At 71.6% G+C, this 16,763-nt stretch carries 18 protein-coding genes; 13 read left to right on the top strand and 5 right to left on the bottom strand.

The annotated features are described in order from the left end of the window. The first annotated feature begins 35 nt into the window (after window positions 1-35). Genes AB0I82_RS11745 through AB0I82_RS11780 form a run of 8 tightly spaced genes read left to right on the top strand, consistent with a single transcriptional unit; the run spans window position 36 to window position 6,352 of the window. Complete coding sequence (locus AB0I82_RS11745; protein WP_363257038.1) at window positions 36-800, top strand: enoyl-CoA hydratase family protein; 765 nt, start codon at window positions 36-38, stop codon at window positions 798-800. Next, complete coding sequence (locus tag AB0I82_RS11750) at window positions 797-1,660, top strand: CoA-transferase (RefSeq protein ID WP_363257039.1); 864 nt, start codon at window positions 797-799, stop codon at window positions 1,658-1,660. The genes AB0I82_RS11745 and AB0I82_RS11750 overlap by 4 nt, the downstream gene beginning before the upstream one ends. After that, complete coding sequence (locus AB0I82_RS11755; protein ID WP_363257040.1) at window positions 1,657-2,439, top strand: CoA-transferase; 783 nt, start codon at window positions 1,657-1,659, stop codon at window positions 2,437-2,439. Before AB0I82_RS11750 ends, AB0I82_RS11755 begins: the two co-directional genes overlap by 4 nt. Next, entirely contained in the window at window positions 2,439-3,512 is a 1,074-nt protein-coding gene (locus tag AB0I82_RS11760; protein WP_363257041.1) for a nitronate monooxygenase, read from the top strand. The genes AB0I82_RS11755 and AB0I82_RS11760 overlap by 1 nt, the downstream gene beginning before the upstream one ends. A gap of 45 nt (window positions 3,513-3,557) precedes the next feature. After that, window positions 3,558-4,487, top strand: a complete 930-nt coding sequence (locus AB0I82_RS11765) for a tyrosine-protein phosphatase (RefSeq protein ID WP_363257042.1) — start codon at window positions 3,558-3,560, stop codon at window positions 4,485-4,487. A gap of 13 nt (window positions 4,488-4,500) precedes the next feature. Continuing rightward, window positions 4,501-5,418, top strand: coding sequence for an LLM class F420-dependent oxidoreductase (locus AB0I82_RS11770; RefSeq protein WP_363257043.1), 918 nt, complete (start codon window positions 4,501-4,503; stop codon window positions 5,416-5,418). Further along, window positions 5,415-5,759 (top strand): hypothetical protein, encoded by a 345-nt coding sequence (locus tag AB0I82_RS11775; RefSeq protein WP_363257044.1) that lies wholly within the window; start codon window positions 5,415-5,417, stop codon window positions 5,757-5,759. The genes AB0I82_RS11770 and AB0I82_RS11775 overlap by 4 nt, the downstream gene beginning before the upstream one ends. Continuing rightward, window positions 5,756-6,352: a Dabb family protein gene (locus tag AB0I82_RS11780; RefSeq protein ID WP_363257045.1), complete on the top strand. Its 597-nt coding sequence runs from the start codon at window positions 5,756-5,758 to the stop codon at window positions 6,350-6,352. Before AB0I82_RS11775 ends, AB0I82_RS11780 begins: the two co-directional genes overlap by 4 nt. 37 nt (window positions 6,353-6,389) lie before the next feature. On the opposite strand, the gene AB0I82_RS11785 is transcribed toward AB0I82_RS11780, so the two are convergent. From AB0I82_RS11785 to AB0I82_RS11800, 4 genes are read right to left on the bottom strand one after another with little or no spacing between them, the layout of a single operon-like run. After that, entirely contained in the window at window positions 6,390-7,547 is a 1,158-nt protein-coding gene (locus AB0I82_RS11785; protein WP_363257046.1) for an acetyl-CoA C-acetyltransferase, read from the bottom strand. A 23-nt stretch (window positions 7,548-7,570) separates the two neighbouring features. Continuing rightward, window positions 7,571-8,185 (bottom strand): TetR/AcrR family transcriptional regulator, encoded by a 615-nt coding sequence (locus AB0I82_RS11790; RefSeq protein WP_363257047.1) that lies wholly within the window; start codon window positions 8,183-8,185, stop codon window positions 7,571-7,573. Window positions 8,186-8,206: 21 nt separating this feature from the next. Continuing rightward, a complete protein-coding gene (locus AB0I82_RS11795) occupies window positions 8,207-8,992 on the bottom strand; it encodes an SDR family oxidoreductase (protein WP_363257048.1) in 786 nt (261 codons plus the stop codon). Further along, window positions 8,989-10,155, bottom strand: a complete 1,167-nt coding sequence (locus AB0I82_RS11800) for an acyl-CoA dehydrogenase family protein (RefSeq protein WP_363257049.1) — start codon at window positions 10,153-10,155, stop codon at window positions 8,989-8,991. Before AB0I82_RS11800 ends, AB0I82_RS11795 begins: the two co-directional genes overlap by 4 nt. Window positions 10,156-10,220: 65 nt before the next feature. Between AB0I82_RS11800 and AB0I82_RS11805 the strand changes: the two genes are divergently transcribed. Genes AB0I82_RS11805 through AB0I82_RS11820 form a run of 4 tightly spaced genes read left to right on the top strand, consistent with a single transcriptional unit; the run spans window position 10,221 to window position 14,330 of the window. After that, a complete protein-coding gene (locus AB0I82_RS11805; protein WP_363257050.1) occupies window positions 10,221-11,072 on the top strand; it encodes an enoyl-CoA hydratase in 852 nt (283 codons plus the stop codon). Further along, window positions 11,072-12,250, top strand: a complete 1,179-nt coding sequence (locus AB0I82_RS11810) for an acyl-CoA dehydrogenase family protein (RefSeq protein WP_363257051.1) — start codon at window positions 11,072-11,074, stop codon at window positions 12,248-12,250. Before AB0I82_RS11805 ends, AB0I82_RS11810 begins: the two co-directional genes overlap by 1 nt. Beyond that, window positions 12,250-13,239 (top strand): acyl-CoA dehydrogenase family protein, encoded by a 990-nt coding sequence (locus AB0I82_RS11815; protein WP_363257052.1) that lies wholly within the window; start codon window positions 12,250-12,252, stop codon window positions 13,237-13,239. Before AB0I82_RS11810 ends, AB0I82_RS11815 begins: the two co-directional genes overlap by 1 nt. Then, a complete protein-coding gene (locus tag AB0I82_RS11820) occupies window positions 13,236-14,330 on the top strand; it encodes an acyl-CoA dehydrogenase family protein (RefSeq protein ID WP_363257053.1) in 1,095 nt (364 codons plus the stop codon). The genes AB0I82_RS11815 and AB0I82_RS11820 overlap by 4 nt, the downstream gene beginning before the upstream one ends. Here AB0I82_RS11820 and AB0I82_RS11825 read toward each other — a convergent pair. Continuing rightward, complete coding sequence (locus AB0I82_RS11825) at window positions 14,327-14,929, bottom strand: PadR family transcriptional regulator (RefSeq protein WP_363257054.1); 603 nt, start codon at window positions 14,927-14,929, stop codon at window positions 14,327-14,329. The genes AB0I82_RS11820 and AB0I82_RS11825 overlap by 4 nt on opposite strands. Window positions 14,930-15,060: 131 nt before the next feature. Between AB0I82_RS11825 and AB0I82_RS11830 the strand changes: the two genes are divergently transcribed. Beyond that, on the top strand, window positions 15,061-16,731 hold the full coding sequence (locus AB0I82_RS11830; protein ID WP_363257714.1) for a FadD3 family acyl-CoA ligase: 1,671 nt from the start codon (window positions 15,061-15,063) through the stop codon (window positions 16,729-16,731). Window positions 16,732-16,763 lie beyond the last annotated feature (32 nt).

The following is a 16,763-nucleotide window of genomic DNA, read 5'->3' on the forward strand; positions in this document are numbered from 1 at the left end:
AACAAACGTTTGGTGGAAAGGTAGCTGATCTGCTCATGGGTGTCTCCACCTCCGCGCCCGAAGAGGGCATCGCGGTCGTCACCGTGGACTTCCCACCGGTGAACGCACTGCCGGTGAACGGCTGGTACGAGCTGGCCGCCGCGCTCCGCGCCGCCGGTGCCGATCCGAAGGTGCGCTGCGTCGTCCTCGCCGCCGCCGGCCGCGGCTTCAACGCCGGCGTGGACATCAAGGAGATGCAGCGCACGCCCGGCCACGACGCGCTCATCGGCGCCAACCGCGGCTGTTACGAAGCCTTCGCCGCCGTGTACGACTGCGAAGTCCCGGTGGTCGCCGCCGTCCAGGGCTTCTGCCTGGGCGGCGGCATCGGCCTGGTCGGCAACGCGGATGCGATCGTGGCGAGCGACGACGCGACGTTCGGCCTGCCCGAGCTGGACCGGGGCGCGCTGGGCGCGGCCACCCATCTCGCCCGGCTGGTCCCGCAACACCTGATGCGGACGCTGTACTACACCTCACGCACCGTCACGGCCGAGGAACTGCGTCGGCACGGCTCCGTGTGGCAGGTCGTCCCGCGCGAGCAACTCATGGCCGCGGCAAGGGTGTTGGCGGGGGAAATCGCCGCCAAGGACGGCACCCTGCTGCGGCTCGCCAAGGCGGCAATCAACGGCATCGACCCGGTCGACGTACGCCGCAGCTACCGCTTCGAGCAGGGCTTCACCTTCGAGGCCAATCTCAGCGGCCTCGCCGACCGGCACCGCGACGCGTTCGTCGGGAACGCCGCGACCACGGAGGGCAGCCAGTGACCGACAAGACCATGACGGCCGACGCGGTCGTCGCCCGGCTGAGCAGTGGTATGACGCTCGGCATCGGCGGCTGGGGATCGCGCCGCAAGCCGATGGCCCTGGTACGGGCCCTGCTCCGATCGGACCTCACCGATCTGACTGTGGTGTCGTACGGCGGCCCGGACGTCGGGCTGCTCGCCGCCGCCGGGAAGATCCGCCGGCTCATTACCGCGTTCGGCACGCTGGACTCCGTACCGCTGGAGCCGCACTTCTGCACTGCCCGGCAGCGCGGCGACTTCGAACTCACCGAGCTGGACGAGGCAATGGTCATGTGGGGCCTGACCGCCGCCGCGCACCGGCTGCCCTTCATGCCGATCCGGGCAGGCCTCGGCTCGGACGTGATGACGGTGAACCCCCAGCTTCATACGGTCACTTCGCCGTACGAGGACGGGGAGGAGCTGGTGGCCGTACCCGCCCTGCGGCTGGACGCCGCGCTCGTCCACCTCAACCGGGCCGACGCACAGGGCAACGGCCAGTACCTCGGACTCGATCCGTACTTCGACGACCTGTTCTGCCAGGCCGCCGACGCCGCGTACGTCTCCTGCGAGCGCGTGGTGGACACGGCCGAGCTGCTCAAGGACCAGGGGCCGCAGTCGCTGCTGGTCAAGCGGCCATTCGTGACCGGCGTCGTGGAGACGCCGCACGGCGCGCACTTCACCTCCTGCGCCCCGGACTACGACCGCGACGAGGCGTTCCAGCGGGCTTACGTCCGGGCGGCCAAGGACCCGGAGGCGTGGCGGGCCTTCGCCGAGCGGTTCCTGTCCGGCGACGAGCACAGCTACCGGGCCGCGGTCGCGGCGTTCCACGAGGAGTCCGCATGAACACGGCTACGACTACGGCTACCGCTTCGGCGACCCGCGCCGAGTACTGCGTGGTGGCCTGCGCCGAGGCGTGGCGCGACGCGGGCGAAATCCTGGCAAGCCCCATGGGCACGATCCCGTCGATCGGCGCCCGGCTGGCCCGGCTCACCTTCTCCCCCGACCTGCTGCTCACGGACGGCGAGGCGCTGCTGATGGCGGACGTACCGGCCCTCGGGGCACCGTCCGGGACGACCGAGGGCTGGCTGCCGTACCGTCAGCACCTCGCGCTCGTCGCGAGCGGCAGGCGGCACGTCATGATGGGCGCGAGCCAGATCGACCGTTACGGCAATCAGAACATCAGCTGCATCGGTGACTGGGCGCAGCCGAAACGACAGCTCCTAGGAGTGCGCGGCGCGCCGGTCAACACCCTCAACAATCCGACGAGTTACTGGGTGCCGCGGCATTCAACGCGGGTGTTCGTCGAGAAGGTCGACATGGTCTCCGGCGTCGGTTACGACCGCGCCGCCGCGGCCGGTCCTTCGGCAACCCGGTACCACCGCATCCCGGAAGTCATCAGCGACCTCGGCGTGTTCGACTTCGAGACCCCGGACCGCACGATGCGGCTGCGCTCGCTGCACCCCGGCGTCACGGTCGCCCAGGTACGGGAGGCCACCGGCTTCGCGCTGACGATCCCCGAGGACGTGCCGTACACCCGTGAGCCCACCGCAGACGAACTGCGGTTGATCCGCGAAGTGATCGACCCGAACGGCGTGCGCGAGCGCGAGGTGCCCTCGCCGTGATGGACATCAGTACGGACATCAGCATCGAGACCGCACTGACGAAACTCGTCGGCGTCCGCCACCCCATCGTGCAGACCGGTATGGGCTGGGTGGCCGGTCCCCGCCTGGTGTCGGCCGCCGCCAACGCGGGCGCGCTGGGGATCCTCGCCTCCGCCACCATGGCCACCGACCGCCTCCGTTCGGCCGTCCGCGAGGTCAAGTCCCGTACGGACGCACCCTTCGGGGTCAACCTGCGGGCCGACGCGGGCGATGCGGCCGAGCGGGTACGGATCATCATCGAGGAAGGCGTACGGGTCGCCTCGTTCGCGCTCGCGCCCTCCCGTGAGCTGATCGCCCGGCTGAAGGACGCCGGGGTGGTCGTCATCCCGTCCATCGGCGCCCGGCGGCACGCCGAAAAGGTCGCCGCCTGGGGCGCCGACGCGGTGATCGTGCAGGGCGGCGAGGGCGGCGGCCACACCGGTGAGGTTGCCACGAGCGTGCTGCTGCCGCAGGTCGTGGACGCGGTGGACATCCCGGTCGTCGCGGCAGGCGGGTTTCGCGACGGCCGCGGTCTGGTCGCGGCGTTGGCGTACGGCGCCGCCGGGATCGCCATGGGCACCCGCTTTCTCCTCACCTCCGACAGCACCGTGCCGGATGCGGTGAAGGCCCGCTATTTGGCGGCGACGGTCAAGGACGTCACCGTCACCACCGCCGTCGACGGACTCCCCCACCGGATGCTGCGCACCGAACTGGTCGACGCGCTGGAGCGCTCGGGCCGGGCCGCCTCGCTGGTACGGGCGGTACGCCACGCCGCGGGCTTCAAGCGCGAGTCCGGGCTGTCCTGGGCGCAGCTGGTCCGGGACGGTCTGGCAATGCGGCACGGCAAGGAACTGACCTGGAGTCAGGTCCTGCTGGCCGCCAACACCCCCATGATGCTCAAGGGCTCGATGGTGGACGGCCGTACGGATCTGGGCGTGATGGCGGCGGGCCAGGTCGCGGGCCTGATCGACGACCTGCCGTCCTGCGCCGAACTGGTCGACCGCGTCATGACCGAAGCCCACGCCACCCTCCGCGCCCTGCCTCGTACGGACTGAATCCCCCCCCCCGGAACACCCCCTCCACCCAAGGGAGTTGATCCCATGCGCGCTGCCCGTATACGCCACACGACCGGAGTCGCACTCTCCGCCCTGGCCCTCGGCTGCTTGCCCACGTCCGCCGTGGCCGACGCACCGATCGGGCCCACGGTCAGCACCACCGCGCCCGCTCACGGGACCGCAACCGTCCGCCACATTCCCCTCCAAGGCGCGGTGAACGTCCGCGACCTGGGCGGCTACCGCACGGAGCGGGGCCGTCACGTGCGCTACGGCCAGGTCTTCCGGGCCGACGCGCTCAGCAAGCTCACCGACGCGGACGTCACCAGGCTCGCCGGACTGGGCCTGCGCACGGTGGTCGATTTCCGCGTCCCCCTGGAGGTGGAACACGACGGCGCCGACCGCCTCCCGAAGGGACTCACCGCAGCCTCCCGGCCCGTGGACGACCTCGGACTGTACGCCCGCACCATGGACGCCATCGGCTCCAAGGACCCCGTCAAGCAGCGGGAGGTACTCGGCGACGGCAAGGCGGAAGAGCTGATGCGCGCCATCTACCGCAATTTCGTCACCAGCCCCGAGAACCGCCGCCAGTTCGCCACGGTCCTCCGGGACATCGCCCGGCACGGGCGTTCCCCGCTGCTGTTCCACTGCACCTCGGGCAAGGACCGCACGGGCTGGCTGAGCTACCTCCTGCTGCACGCCGTCGGCGTCCCGGCCGGCACCGCGAGGTACGACTTCCTGCTCTCCAACACCTTCCGCGCCGACGCCGACCGCAAGACCCGCGAACAGCTTCAGCAGGCCGGTCTGATGGAGGATCCGGACCTGCTCGTCCCGATCCAGGAAGTCCGCACGGACTACCTCCGAGCGGCCCTGGACCAGGCCGAGCAGGACTACGGCAGCCTCGACGGCTATCTCACCGACGGCCTCGGCCTGGACGCGTCGGCCCTGGCCCGGCTCCGCGCCCGGCTGCTGAAGTGAGAGGGGTACCGGCATGCTCCGACTGGGAATGATGGCACCGTTCACCGACGGCCTGATCACCTCGGGCGGCTTCCTCCGCGACCTCGCGGGCACGCTGGAGGAGTGCGGCGTCGAGTCGCTGTGGACGGTGGAGCACGTCGCCGTCGCCGACGAGTACGAACCGCTCTATCCGTACTCCGCCGACGGCCGGATACCGGGCAGTTCCGGGTCCGTCCCCATGCCCGATCCGCTGGAGACCATCGCCTTCCTCGCCGGCGCTTCGGAAACCCTGCGCTTCGGCACCGCGATGATCGTCGCCCCGTTGCACAGCCCGGTGGTACTGGCCAAGCGCGCCGCGACGATCGACCGGCACTCCGACGGCCGCCTCATGCTGGGCCTCGGCATCGGCTGGCAGAAGGAGGAGTACGCCGCCGTCGGCGTGCCCTACCGGGACCGCGGGCGGCGGCTGGAGGAGTGCGTCGGCGCGATGCGCGCGCTGTGGAGCGGCGGCCCCGCCTCGTACCAGGGGCGGCACGTCTCCTTCGAGGGCCTGCACTCGCTGCCGCGGCCCGCGAGCGGTGCCGTGCCCGTGGTGCTCGGCGGGAACAGCGATCCGGCCGTCCGCCGCGCGGGCCGCATCGGCGACGGCTGGTTCCCGTACACGATCACCCCGGAGGACTTCGCCCGCCAGGCCGACCTGCTGCGTGCCGCCGCGCGTGAGGCGGGGCGGGCCGAGGACGCCGTGGAGATCACGGTGTGGCCCGGCTCCTGCGACCGCGAGCGCGCGTCGGATCCGTCCTGGGTACGCGGCTACGTCGACGCGGGCGCGACCCGCCTCGTCATCGCGCCCCATATCCGGGGCGCGGACGGCCTGTCGGGCTCCCGTGGACTCGCAGCCCTGCGCGAGCAGATCGACCGCTACCGCACCGAGGTCCTGGAGAAGCCGGCATGAGCGAATCCGACACGAGCGGGGTTCAGGTGCTCGATCTCGTTGTCCTCCCGGCCGGCGAGGTCGAGCCATGGCTGCGGCGCTGGCGCGCCGACTATCTGCCGGGTGCCCTCGGCCGCGGCATGGTCGCGGAACGCCTCTGGCGCACCTGGACCGGGCCGGACACGGTGGCGGTCCGTGTCCTGTGGTCGCTGACGGACAGCGGCGCGTTCTTCGTTGCGCGCGCCGTGTCCGCCGGTGATCAGCGGGTCACCGAATTCTGGGCGCGTACCGATGAGATCGCGCTGGACCGCGACCGCCAGGTACTGGAACCGGTCGGCCTCGAAGAGGGGGTGACGTCATGACCCGCTGGGTGGCACTGCTCCCGGCCGAAGGAGCCGAGGCGTACAACAAGGTGCGCGGGCTTCCCGGGGTGTCGGACGGCTCGGCGGCGCCCGACCTCCCGGGCAGTTTCGGCGGCCGGGGCGCCACGTGGGATGTGACGGCGGACCGGTCTCCCGTCGCCCTCGCCGCCGGCCTCGGTCTGCCGGAACCGCTCGACACGGTCGCGCTCGCCCCCGTACGCGGCCGGGTCGTCCCCCTCTGCGGCCCGCGCGTGAAACGGACGCTGTTCCTCGCCGTACGCGCCGGGACACCCGCTGGTCTCATCGAGCGACTGGAGGCCGACCTCCTCGCCATGCCCGGCCATATCTCCACCATCCGCTCCTGGTCGCTGAGCCGCGTGGACCAGGCGCTCACGCCCTCCCGGTGGACGCACGTCTGGGAGCAGGAGTACGCGGACGTCGAGGGCCTGACCGGGGAGTATCTCGGCCATCCCTTCCACTGGACCTGCGTGGACCGCTGGTTCGACGGTGAGATCCCGGGCGCCGGGATCGTGGAGCCGCAGTTGGCCCATGTCTTCCGCTGGAGCCGGGAGCCGGTCCTGCTCTCCCACTGAAGCGCTGAAGCGCTGAAGACATGGGCCCTGCGTCACGTCAGAGGCGCTCGATGATCGTGACGTTGGCCTGGCCGCCGCCCTCGCACATCGTCTGGAGGCCGTAACGGCCACCGGTGCGCTCCAGCTCATGGAGGAGTGTGGTCATGAGCTTCGTGCCGGTGGCCCCCAGCGGATGGCCGAGGGCGATGGCGCCGCCGTTGACGTTGACCTTCTCGGGGTCGGCGCCGGTCTCCTTCAGCCAGGCCAGGACGACCGGCGCGAACGCCTCGTTGATCTCGACCAGGTCGATGTCGTCGATGGTCAGGCCGGTCTTCTTCAGGGCGTGCGCGGTGGCCGGGATCGGCGCTGACAGCATGCGGATGGGGTCCTCGCCGCGTACGGAGAGGTGGTGGATCCGGGCGCGCGGGGTGAGGCCGTGCTCCCGTACGGCGCGCTCGGAGGCGAGCAGCATCGCCGAGGCGCCGTCGGAGACCTGGGAGGAGACCGCGGCGGTCAGCCGGCCGCCCTCGACCACCGGCTTCAGCCCGGCCATCTTCTCCAACGAGGTGTCCCGGCGCGGGCCCTCGTCGGCGGCCACGTCCCCGTACGGTACGAGTTCGCGGTCGAAGCGGCCCTCGTCGATGGCGTGGATCGCGCGCTGATGCGACCGCAGCGCGAACTCCTCCATGTCCGTACGGGAGATGCCCCACTTCTCGGCGATCAGCTCGGCGCCGTGGAACTGGTTGACGGGCGCGTCGCCGTAACGGGCGCGCCAGCCCTCGCTGCCCGCGTACGGGCCTTCGGTGAGCCCGAGCGGTTCGGCGGCCCGGCGGCTGGCGAAGGCGATCGGGATCATCGACATGTTCTGCGTACCGGCCGCCACGACCAGGTCCTGGGTGCCGGAGAGCACGCCCTGCGCGGCGAAGTGGACGGCCTGCTGCGAGGAGCCGCACTGCCGGTCGACGGTGACGCCCGGTACTTCCTCGGGCAGTCCGGCCGCCAGCCAGCAGGTGCGCGCGATGTCACCGGCCTGCGGCCCGACCGTGTCCAGACAGCCCATCACCACGTCCTCGACGGCGGCCGGGTCGATACCCGTGCGCGCCATCAGGGCCTTGAGTACATGGGCCCCGAGGTCGGCGGGGTGGACGGCGGCGAGCCCGCCGTTCCGGCGTCCCACGGGGGTGCGTATCGCGTCGACGATGTATGCCTCGGCCATGACGGGCTGCTCCTCGGTCGGTGTCAGGTGCGTACGGCGACCCCGTCCAGCACCATCGAGAGGTACTGGCGGGCGATCTCCTCCGGGCTGTGCTGTCCGCCCGGGCGGTACCAGCTCACCGCGACCCAGACGGTGTCGCGGATGAAGCGGTAGGTGAGCCGGATGTCCAGGTCGGCGCGGAACACGCCGTCGGCCACTCCGCGCTCCAGCGTGCCCAGCCACGCCTTCTCGAACTTCGTCTGCGAGTCGGCCAGGTAGCCGAAGCGCGGCTGGGTGGCGAGGGTCCGGGCCTCCTTCTGGTAGATGGCGACGGCGTCGCGGTGCCGGTCGATCTCCCGGAAGGACTCGGTGACGAGGGCCTCGATGGTCTCCCGGGGGCCGAGCCCGGCGGCCAGCACGGTGTCGTAGCCGTTCCACAGCTCGTCCAGGAAGGTGGCGAGGATCTCGTCGAGCATCGACTCCTTGGAGTCGAAGTGGTAGTAGAGGCTGCCGGCCAGCATCCCCGCGGCGTCCGCGATCTTGCGTACGGTGGTGGCGTTGTAGCCCTGTGCGGCGAACACCTCCGCTGCGGTGTCCAGCAGCTCGCGGCGGCGCTCGGGGGACGGGCTCACGTTGGGTTTCTTCTTGGCGGTTGGCACGGTCCCATTGTCGCCCGGCTCTCACGCGCGCTGGCTGCTGACCGGCACGACCTCGCCGGTCATGTACGACGAGTAGTCGCTCGCCAGGAAGACGATCACGTTGGCGACCTCCCAGGGCTCGGCGTACCGTCCGAACGCCTCGCGCGCGGTCAGCTCCTGCAGCAGTTCGTCGGTGGTGACCTTGGCGAGGTGCGGGTGCATGGCCAGGCTCGGCGCCACGGCGTTGACACGCACGCCGTACTCGGCCGCCTCGACCGCCGCGCAGCGGGTCAGCGCCATCACTCCGGCCTTGGCGGCGGCGTAGTGGGCCTGGCCGCGCTGGGCGCGCCAGCCGATGACGGAGGCGTTGTTGACGATGACACCTTCCTGGCCGGCTGCCTTCATCCGCCGCATTGCCGCCCGGGTGCAGCGGAAGGTGCCGTTGAGTGTGACGTCGAGGACCCGTTCCCACTGTGCGTCGGTCATGTCGACCAGGTCGGCGGTGCCGCCGAGCCCGGCGTTGTTCACGACGATGTCGAGCCGGCCGTGGCGCTCCTCGACCAGGTCGAGGAGGGCGGTGACCTGCGCCTCGTCGGTGACATCACAAGGCAACGCCGCGACCTTGTCCGCGCCGAACTCCGCGGCGAGCGCTTCCGCGGACTCCTTGAGCCGGCGGGCGTGTGCGTCGGAGAGGACGACGCGCGCGCCTTCCTCCAGGAGCCGGCGCGCGGTGGCGCCGCCGATGCCCGCGCCCGCCGCGGCGGTGACGACGGCGGTGCGTCCGACGAGCAGGGCGTGCCCGGGCACGTACGGGGGCGGCGGGGTCACGCGCGTACCTCCTTCGGCAGGCCGAGCACGCGCTCGGCGATCACGTTCCGCTGGATCTCGTTGGAACCGGCGTAGATGGTGTCGGAGCGGGAGAAGAGAAAGAGCCGCTGCCAGTCGGTGAGGTCGTACGGCTCGCCCGCGGCCAGCATGCCGTCGGCGCCACAGACATCCATGGCGAGTTCGCCGAGCTCGCGGTGCCAGGTGGCCCAGAAGATCTTCCCGATGGACGCCTCGGGGCCCGGGGCCCCTGCCGCGACGCCGTCGAGCATCCGCAGCGCGTTGCAACGGATGGTCGCAAGGCCGGTCCACGCACGGGCGATCCGGTCGCGGATCAGCGGGTCGGCGGCGGCGCCGTTGGCCTTGGCCAGCTCGATGACGGCGGCCAGCTCGCGGCGGAAGCCGACCTGCTGCCCGAGGGTGGACACACCGCGCTCGAACCCGAGGGTGGCCATGGCGATGCGCCAGCCGTCCCCCGGGGCGCCGACGATGTTCTCGGCGGCGGCGCGCGCGCCGTCGAAGAACACCTCGTTGAATTCGGAGGTGCCGGTGAGCTGGGTGATCGGGCGGATCTCCACGCCGGGCTGGTCGAGCGGGACCAGCAGGTACGAGAGTCCGTTGTGCCGGGTGGAGCCGGGCTCGGTGCGGGCCACGACGAAGCACCAGTCCGACTCGTGCGCGAGGGACGTCCAGATCTTCTGCCCGCTGATCACCCACTCCTCGCCCTCGCGCTCGGCCTTGGTCCGTACGTTGGCCAGGTCGGAGCCGGCGTCCGGCTCGCTGTACCCCTGGCACCACAGCTCCTCGACCGAGACGATCTTCGGCAGGAAGCGGGCCCGCTGCTCGGGCGTGCCGAAGGCGATGAGGGTGGGGCCGAGCAGCTGCTCGCCGATGTGGCCGACGCGGGCCGGCGCTTCGGCGAGCGCGTACTCCTCGTGGAAGGCGACCTGTTGGGCGAGGGTCGCGCCGCGGCCCCCGTACTCCTCAGGCCAGCCGATACAGGTCCAGCCGGCGGCCGCCATGTACCGCTCCCAGGCGAGGCGTTCGGCGAATGCCTCGTGCTCTCTGCCGGGCCCGCCGCGGCCGCGCAGACCCGCGAACTCTCCGGTGAGGTGGGCCCGCAGCCAGGCGCGGGCCTCGGTGCGGAACTCCTCGACGCTGCTCATGGCCGTACGTTAACCTACCAAACACTTGTTAGGGAAGCTTGGTTTTCCCGGAGGAGGAGTCGCAGATGCCCACTGTGCCCGACGACGAGCCCGTACGTTACGAGCGGCAGGGACCGGTCGCGACCGTCACCATGAACCGGCCCGACTACCGCAACGCCCAGAATTCGGCGATGACTTACGCCCTGGACCGCGCCTTCTACCGCGCGGCCGAAGACAACGACGTCAAGGTCGTGGTCCTCGCGGGCGCCGGCAAGCACTTCTCCGCCGGCCACGACATCGGCACCCCGGAGCGCGACGCCCATCTCCCCTTCGACCGCAAGGCCGGCCTGTGGTGGGACCACAGCGACAAGGCGGGCGCGGAGAGCCGCTACGCCCGCGAGTCCGAGGTGTACCTCGGGATGTGCCGCCGGTGGCGCGAGCTGCCCAAGCCGGTGATCGCGAGCGTGCAGGGCGCCTGCGTGGCGGGCGGCCTGATGCTCGCCTGGATCTGCGACCTGATCGTGGCCTCCGAGGACGCCTTCTTCGCCGACCCCGTCGTCCGCATGGGCATCCCCGGCGTCGAGTACTTCGCCCACCCCTGGGTCATGCCGCCCCGCATCGCCAAGGAATTCCTCTACACCGGCGACCGGATGACGGCCCAACGGGCGCACGGAATCGGCATGATCAACCGAGTTGTACCGCGCGCTGAACTCACCGATACAACAATGGAGTTGGCGCGCCGCATCGCCGAGATGCCGCGCATGGGACTCGCCCTCACCAAACGCGCCGTGAACCAGGCCGAGGACCTCCAGGGCCTGCACACCGGCCTGGACTCCGTCTTCGGCCTGCACCACCTCGCCCACGCGCACAACGCCGAGACCGCCGCCGACTCCCTCGGCGGCATGAACATCAAGGGCATGAAGGAGGCGTCCTCCTGATGGACCTGGACCTCTCCCCCGCCGACGAGGCGTTCCGGGCCGAGGCCCGCGCCTGGCTCGCCGCGCACGTGCCCCGCGCCCCGCTGCCCTCCCTGGAGACGGCGGAAGGGTTCGCGGCCCACCGGGAATGGGAACGCGAACTGGCCGCCGGGCGCTGGTCGGTGGTCTCCTGGCCCGAGGAGTACGGCGGCCGCGGCGCGTCCCTGCTGCAGTGGCTGCTCTTCGAGGAGGAGTACTACGCGGCCGGGGCGCCCGGCCGGGTCAGCCAGAACGGCATCAACCTGCTCGCCCCGACCCTCTTCGAGCACGGCACACCCGAGCAACTGACGCACGTACTACCGGACATGGCGAGCGGCGCGACGATCTGGGCCCAGGCGTGGTCCGAGCCGGAGGCGGGCTCCGACCTGGCGTCGCTGCGGTCGACGGCGGTACGGACCGATGGAGGGTGGCTGCTCAGCGGGCAGAAGACCTGGTCCTCCCGGGCCGCCTTCGCCGACCGGGCATTCGGACTCTTCCGCAGCGACCCGTCCGGCGCGGCCGAGGGAAAGCCGCACCGTGGGCTGACGTATCTGATGTTCCCGCTGGACGCGGACGGGGTGACCGTACGGCCCATCGGGCGGCTCGACGGCAAGCCCGCCTTCGCCGAGATCTTCCTCGACGAGGTGTTCGTGCCGGACGCGGATGTGATCGGGGAGCCGGGGCAGGGCTGGCGGGTGGCGATGAGTACGGCGGGCAACGAGCGCGGGCTGACACTGCGCAGCCCGGGCCGCTTCCTCGCGGCCGCCGACCGGCTCGTCGCACTGTGGCGCGAGCGCGCCGATCCGGCCGACACCGCGCTGCGCGACCGGGTGGCCGACGCGGTCATCGGCGCCCGCGCGTACCAGCTCTTCACGTACGGGAGCGCGTCGCGCATCGCCGCCGGAGGGTCTCTCGGCGCCGAGTCGAGCCTGAACAAGGTCTTCTGGTCCGAGTACGACATCGCACTGCACGAGACGGCGCTCGACCTGCTGGGTCCGGAGGGTGAGCTGGCGGACACGGCCGGGGACGCGCCCGCGCACGGGAGTTGGGCCGAGGGGTACACCTTCTCCCTCGCGGGCCCCGTATACGCGGGCACCAACGAAATCCAACGCGACATCATCGCCGAGCGGCTGCTCGGTCTGCCGAAAGGACGCCGGTGATGCGGTTCCTCCTCGACGACGCACAACGGGAGTTCACCCGCTCCCTGGACGCCCTGCTCACGGCGGCCGACACACCCGCGGTGAGCCGGGCCTGGGCCGGCGGCGACACCGGCCCAGGCCGCCGGTTGTGGACCCGCCTGGCCGACCTCGGCGTCTTCGCCCTCGCGGTACCGGAGGCGTACGAGGGAGTGGGCCCGCTGCCGATCGAACTCACCGTCTCTTTCGTGGAGTTGGGACGCCATGCAGTGCCGGGCCCGGCGGTGGAGACGGTGGCGGCCGCGGCCTTCCTGGACCGGCTGGGCAATGAGGCGGCTGCTGCGGAGTGGCTGCCCGGCATCGCCTCGGGCAAGACGCTCGCGTCCTTCTGCGTGGTCACCGGCGGGAGCCCGTACGCGCTCGACGCCGCGGCCGCCGATGCGGTACTCGTCGTCGACGGGGACACCGTACGGCTGGCGGAATCGGCCGGTCCCGTGCAGCCATCCGCCGACCCGGCGCGTCGCCTGGCCCGGCCGCTCGGCGGGGCGGTGCTGGCGCGGGGGCCGCGGGTGACGGCCGCCGCCGCGTACGCCACCGACATCGCGGCGCTGGCCACGGCGGCGCAGGCACTCGGGCTGGGCCGCGCGCTGCTGGCACACACCGTGGAGTACGTCCGCCAACGCCGGCAATTCGGCGTCGCCGTCGGCTCCTTCCAGGCGGTCAAACACCGGCTGGCCGACACGCTCATCGGGCTGGAGTTCGCGCAGCCACTGGTGCACGCGGCGGCGCTGGGCCTGGCATCGGGCGATCAGGCGGACGTACCGATGGCGAAGGTGGCCGCCTGCGAGGCCGCGTACACCGCGGCCCGCACCGCCCTCCAGCTGCACGGCGCCCTCGGCTACACCGACGAGCTCGCTCTCTCCCTCTGGATACGCAAGGCCCGCGCGCTGCGGTCGGCGTGGGGCACCCCGGCGGACTGCCGCGCCCGCGTGATGGAAGGAGCCGGGGCATGAGGGAGCTGACGCCGACGGCGGAACAGGAGGAGCTGCGGTCCGCCGTACGCGCGGTGCTCACGCGGCACGAGGGCGCGGCGGCCTGGCGCCCTCTGACGGAGCAGATCGGCGTCGCGGGGCTGGCGGTGCCCGAGGAGTACGGCGGCGCGGGCTGCGGCCCCCGTGAAGTACACGTGGTAATGGAAGAGTTGGGACGCACACTGAGCCCCGTACCATTCCTCTCCTCCGCCGTGCTCGCGGTACAGACACTGCTGGCGTCGGGCGACGCGGCAGCGTGCAAGACACTGCTGCCCCAGCTGGCCGAGGGCCGGTCCATCGGAACACTGGCCTGGTCCGAAGGGAGATCCTGGTACCCGGCAGCAATCCGGACGACGACGGCCGCCCCGGGTCCGTCCGGCACATGGCAGCTCACCGGCACCAAGGAGTACGTACTCGACGGGGCGACAGCCGAGATACTGCTCGTGGCAGCACGTACCGGAGCCGGAGTGTCGCTCTTCCAGGTGGCGACGGACTGCGCGGGGGTGCGGAGCGAGGCATCGGTGACGATGGATCAGACACGGTCCATGGCGCGTGTTGTGCTCGACGGTGCCGAGGCACGGCTGATCGGCACGGACGGCGACGGCGGCCGAGTCCTGGACCGGGTACTGGGCCTGGCCTGCACGGCACTGGCCGCCGAACAGGTCGGCGCGGCCGAACGCTGCCTCGAACTCACCGTCACCCACGCAAAGAACCGCGTGCAATTCAACCGCCCCATCGGCTCCTTCCAGGCGGTCAAACACCGGCTGGCGGACGCGTACGTAATGGTGGAGTCGGCCCGCTCGGCGGCACTGGGCGCGGCATTCGCGGCAGCGGCCGACGACGGGACGGAGGCGGCCCGGGCCGCGGCCGTCGCCAAGTCCGTCTGCTCGGAGGCCTTCTCCGCGGTGGCAAGCGAAATGATCCAGCTACACGGCGGCATCGGCATCACCTGGGAACACGAAGCCCACCACTACTTCAAACGCGCCCACAGCACGACCCAACTCTTCGGCCCACCGTCGTGGCACCGGTCGCGACTGGCAACAGACCTGGGCCTGCCGGCCGCCGTCCTCTAGTCGGTACCCGGAGGGCGCAGGCCCTCCCGGTCCGCCAACTCCGCCAGTTCGGCGAGCATTTCGGTGGCTCGGTCGCGTTCTGCCGCGTAGTAGCGTTCCGCCCATTTGAGGGTGAGTTCGGTGTAGGCCCAGGTGGCCTCGGTGGCGGCGCCTTCGGCGTCCGCCGCCGCGCGTCGGCGCATGGTTTCGGCGTAGTCCTGGTGTGCGGCGAGCACGTCGCGCATCCGGGCCGGGCCCATCAGGTGGCCGAGCCACAGGCGCAGCATGACGCCGTGCTTGAGGACCGGCGGCTCGACCGGTGCCTCCCGCGTCCAGGTGCGGACGGCGGCCGTCCCCGTCTCGGTGATCCGGTACACGCGCTTGCTCCGGCCGCCGTTCTCCGGCGTGACCATCCGCGAGGCGGCGTAACCGGCCTTCTCCAGCCGCTTGAGCTCACCGTAGATCTGGCTGAACGACGGGCTCCAGTAGAAGAAGCCCAACGACCAGTCCGCCCATTTCTTCAGGTCGTAACCGGACAGCTCCTCCCCGAAGGAGAGCAGCCCGAGCACGGCCCAGCCGGTCGCGGGGAGGTCAGCGCCGCGTGATTGTTCTTCCGCCACCACCGCAGTCTAGGGAGTCGCCGCGTCGCTTCTCCCACTGGACGGGACTTCGCCCTGGCCACTGGGGCGGGTGACCGGTGTGATGGCCGCGGGACACGGCAGCGGAGCAGGAGGGCGTGATCGTGATCAGCATGGACAGCCGCGAGAGCGGCGAGGCGGACGCGCACGGGCCCGGCACGGTCGCGCAGTTGGCGGACTCCGCCGCGGCCGCGTTCGGGGAGGCGGAGGCGCTGGCCGACGGCGAGGTGCGGTGGAGTTTCGCGCGGCTGCGGGACGAGGTGCACGCGGCGGCGCGGGCCGCCGTCGCGCACGGCGTGGCGCCCGGCGACCGGGTGGCGATCTGGGCGCCGAACAGTCGGCAGTGGATCGCGGCGGCGCTCGGCGTGGTCTCGGTCGGCGCCGTCCTGGTACCGGTGAACACGCGCTACAAGGCCGCGGAGGCCGCCGACATCATCCGGCGCAGTGGTGCCCGTCTCCTGTTCACCGAGCGCGGCTTCCTCGGCACGGATTACGTGGCGATGCTGCATGACTCGGGTGCGGATCTGGGTCGGCTGCGCGACACGGTGGTACTGCGTGACCGGGCGGCGTCCCCAGCGGCGGACCCGGCGGCGGCCCCACCCGCATCGCACACGTACGGAGCCGTCTCCTGGGACGACTACCTGGCGGCGGGCGCCGCGGTTCCCGATGCCGAGCGGGCCGCCCGTACCGCTGCCGTACGCCCCGACGACCTGTCCGACATCCTCTACACCTCCGGCACCACGGGCCGCCCCAAGGGCGTGATGATCACGCACGGGCAGACCATCCGGGTCTACGAGAACTGGTCCCGTGCGGTCACACTGCGCCCCGGCGACCGCTATCTGCTCGTCAACCCCTTCTTCCACACCATGGGGTACAAGGCGGGGGTGCTCGGCTGTCTGCTGCGCGGTGTGACGATGCTGCCCGAGCCGGTCTTCGACACCGAGCTGATGCTGCGTCGGATGGCCGAGGAGCGGGTGAGTGTGCTGCTCGGGCCGCCGACCGTCTTCCACGGCCTCATCCGCCACCCCGGGCGCGAGCGGCACGACCTGTCGGCGCTGCGGCTGGCCGGTACCGGCGCCGCCATGGTCCCCACCACGCTGATCGAGGAGATCCGCCGGGAGCTCGGCGCGACGGATGTCTTCACGGCGTACGGGCTGAGCGAGTCGACCGGGGTGGTCTCCATCTGCCCCGTGGACGCCGATGCCGCGACGGTCGCCCGTACCGTCGGCGTCGCACTGCCCGGCACCGAGCTGCGGGTCGTGGGTCCGGACGGCCGCGAGCTGCCGCCCGGCCGGCCCGGCGAAGTGGTCACGCGCGGCTATCACGTCATGGCCGGCTACCTCGACGACCCGGAAGCCACCGCGCGCGCCATCGACGCGGACGGCTGGCTGCACACCGGTGACGTCGGCGTACTGGACGAGCACGACTATCTGTCCCTCACCGACCGCCTCAAGGACATGTATGTCGTCGGCGGCTTCAACGCGTATCCGGCGGAGGTGGAGCATGCGCTCGGCGCGCACCCCGGCATCGCCGAGGTCGCCGTCGTCGGGGCACCGGACGAGCGGCTCGGCGAGGTCGGCGTGGCCTTCGTCGTCCCTGATGCCGCGCAGGAGCCGCCGACCCCGGACGGGCTCACCGCCTGGGCCCGGGAGCGGCTCGCCAACTTCAAGGTGCCGCGCCGTTTCCATCTCGTACCGGAGCTGCCGCGCAACACGAGCGGCAAGATCCTCAAGACCGAACTGCGCCGCGCGGCCCGCGACGGCCTGCCGTCCCCGACCGACTGACCACCGCGTCCCCGGCCGACCGACGCCCGTCC

The organism is Streptomyces sp. NPDC050315 (assembly GCF_040655775.1).
Lineage (GTDB): Bacteria > Actinomycetota > Actinomycetes > Streptomycetales > Streptomycetaceae > Streptomyces.

Coding starts and splice junctions, on each gene's coding strand:
- AB0I82_RS11780 (WP_363257045.1), top strand. CDS start 5,756: ATGACCCGCTGGGTGGCACTGCTCCCGGCCGAAGGAGCCGAGGCGTAC.
- AB0I82_RS11755 (WP_363257040.1), top strand. CDS start 1,657: ATGAACACGGCTACGACTACGGCTACCGCTTCGGCGACCCGCGCCGAG.
- AB0I82_RS11820 (WP_363257053.1), top strand. CDS start 13,236: ATGAGGGAGCTGACGCCGACGGCGGAACAGGAGGAGCTGCGGTCCGCC.
- AB0I82_RS11760 (WP_363257041.1), top strand. CDS start 2,439: ATGGACATCAGTACGGACATCAGCATCGAGACCGCACTGACGAAACTC.
- AB0I82_RS11775 (WP_363257044.1), top strand. CDS start 5,415: ATGAGCGAATCCGACACGAGCGGGGTTCAGGTGCTCGATCTCGTTGTC.
- AB0I82_RS11805 (WP_363257050.1), top strand. CDS start 10,221: ATGCCCACTGTGCCCGACGACGAGCCCGTACGTTACGAGCGGCAGGGA.
- AB0I82_RS11815 (WP_363257052.1), top strand. CDS start 12,250: ATGCGGTTCCTCCTCGACGACGCACAACGGGAGTTCACCCGCTCCCTG.
- AB0I82_RS11830 (WP_363257714.1), top strand. CDS start 15,061: ATGGACAGCCGCGAGAGCGGCGAGGCGGACGCGCACGGGCCCGGCACG.
- AB0I82_RS11745 (WP_363257038.1), top strand. CDS start 36: ATGGGTGTCTCCACCTCCGCGCCCGAAGAGGGCATCGCGGTCGTCACC.
- AB0I82_RS11785 (WP_363257046.1), bottom strand. CDS start 7,547: ATGGCCGAGGCATACATCGTCGACGCGATACGCACCCCCGTGGGACGC.
- AB0I82_RS11810 (WP_363257051.1), top strand. CDS start 11,072: ATGGACCTGGACCTCTCCCCCGCCGACGAGGCGTTCCGGGCCGAGGCC.
- AB0I82_RS11770 (WP_363257043.1), top strand. CDS start 4,501: ATGCTCCGACTGGGAATGATGGCACCGTTCACCGACGGCCTGATCACC.
- AB0I82_RS11765 (WP_363257042.1), top strand. CDS start 3,558: ATGCGCGCTGCCCGTATACGCCACACGACCGGAGTCGCACTCTCCGCC.
- AB0I82_RS11800 (WP_363257049.1), bottom strand. CDS start 10,155: ATGAGCAGCGTCGAGGAGTTCCGCACCGAGGCCCGCGCCTGGCTGCGG.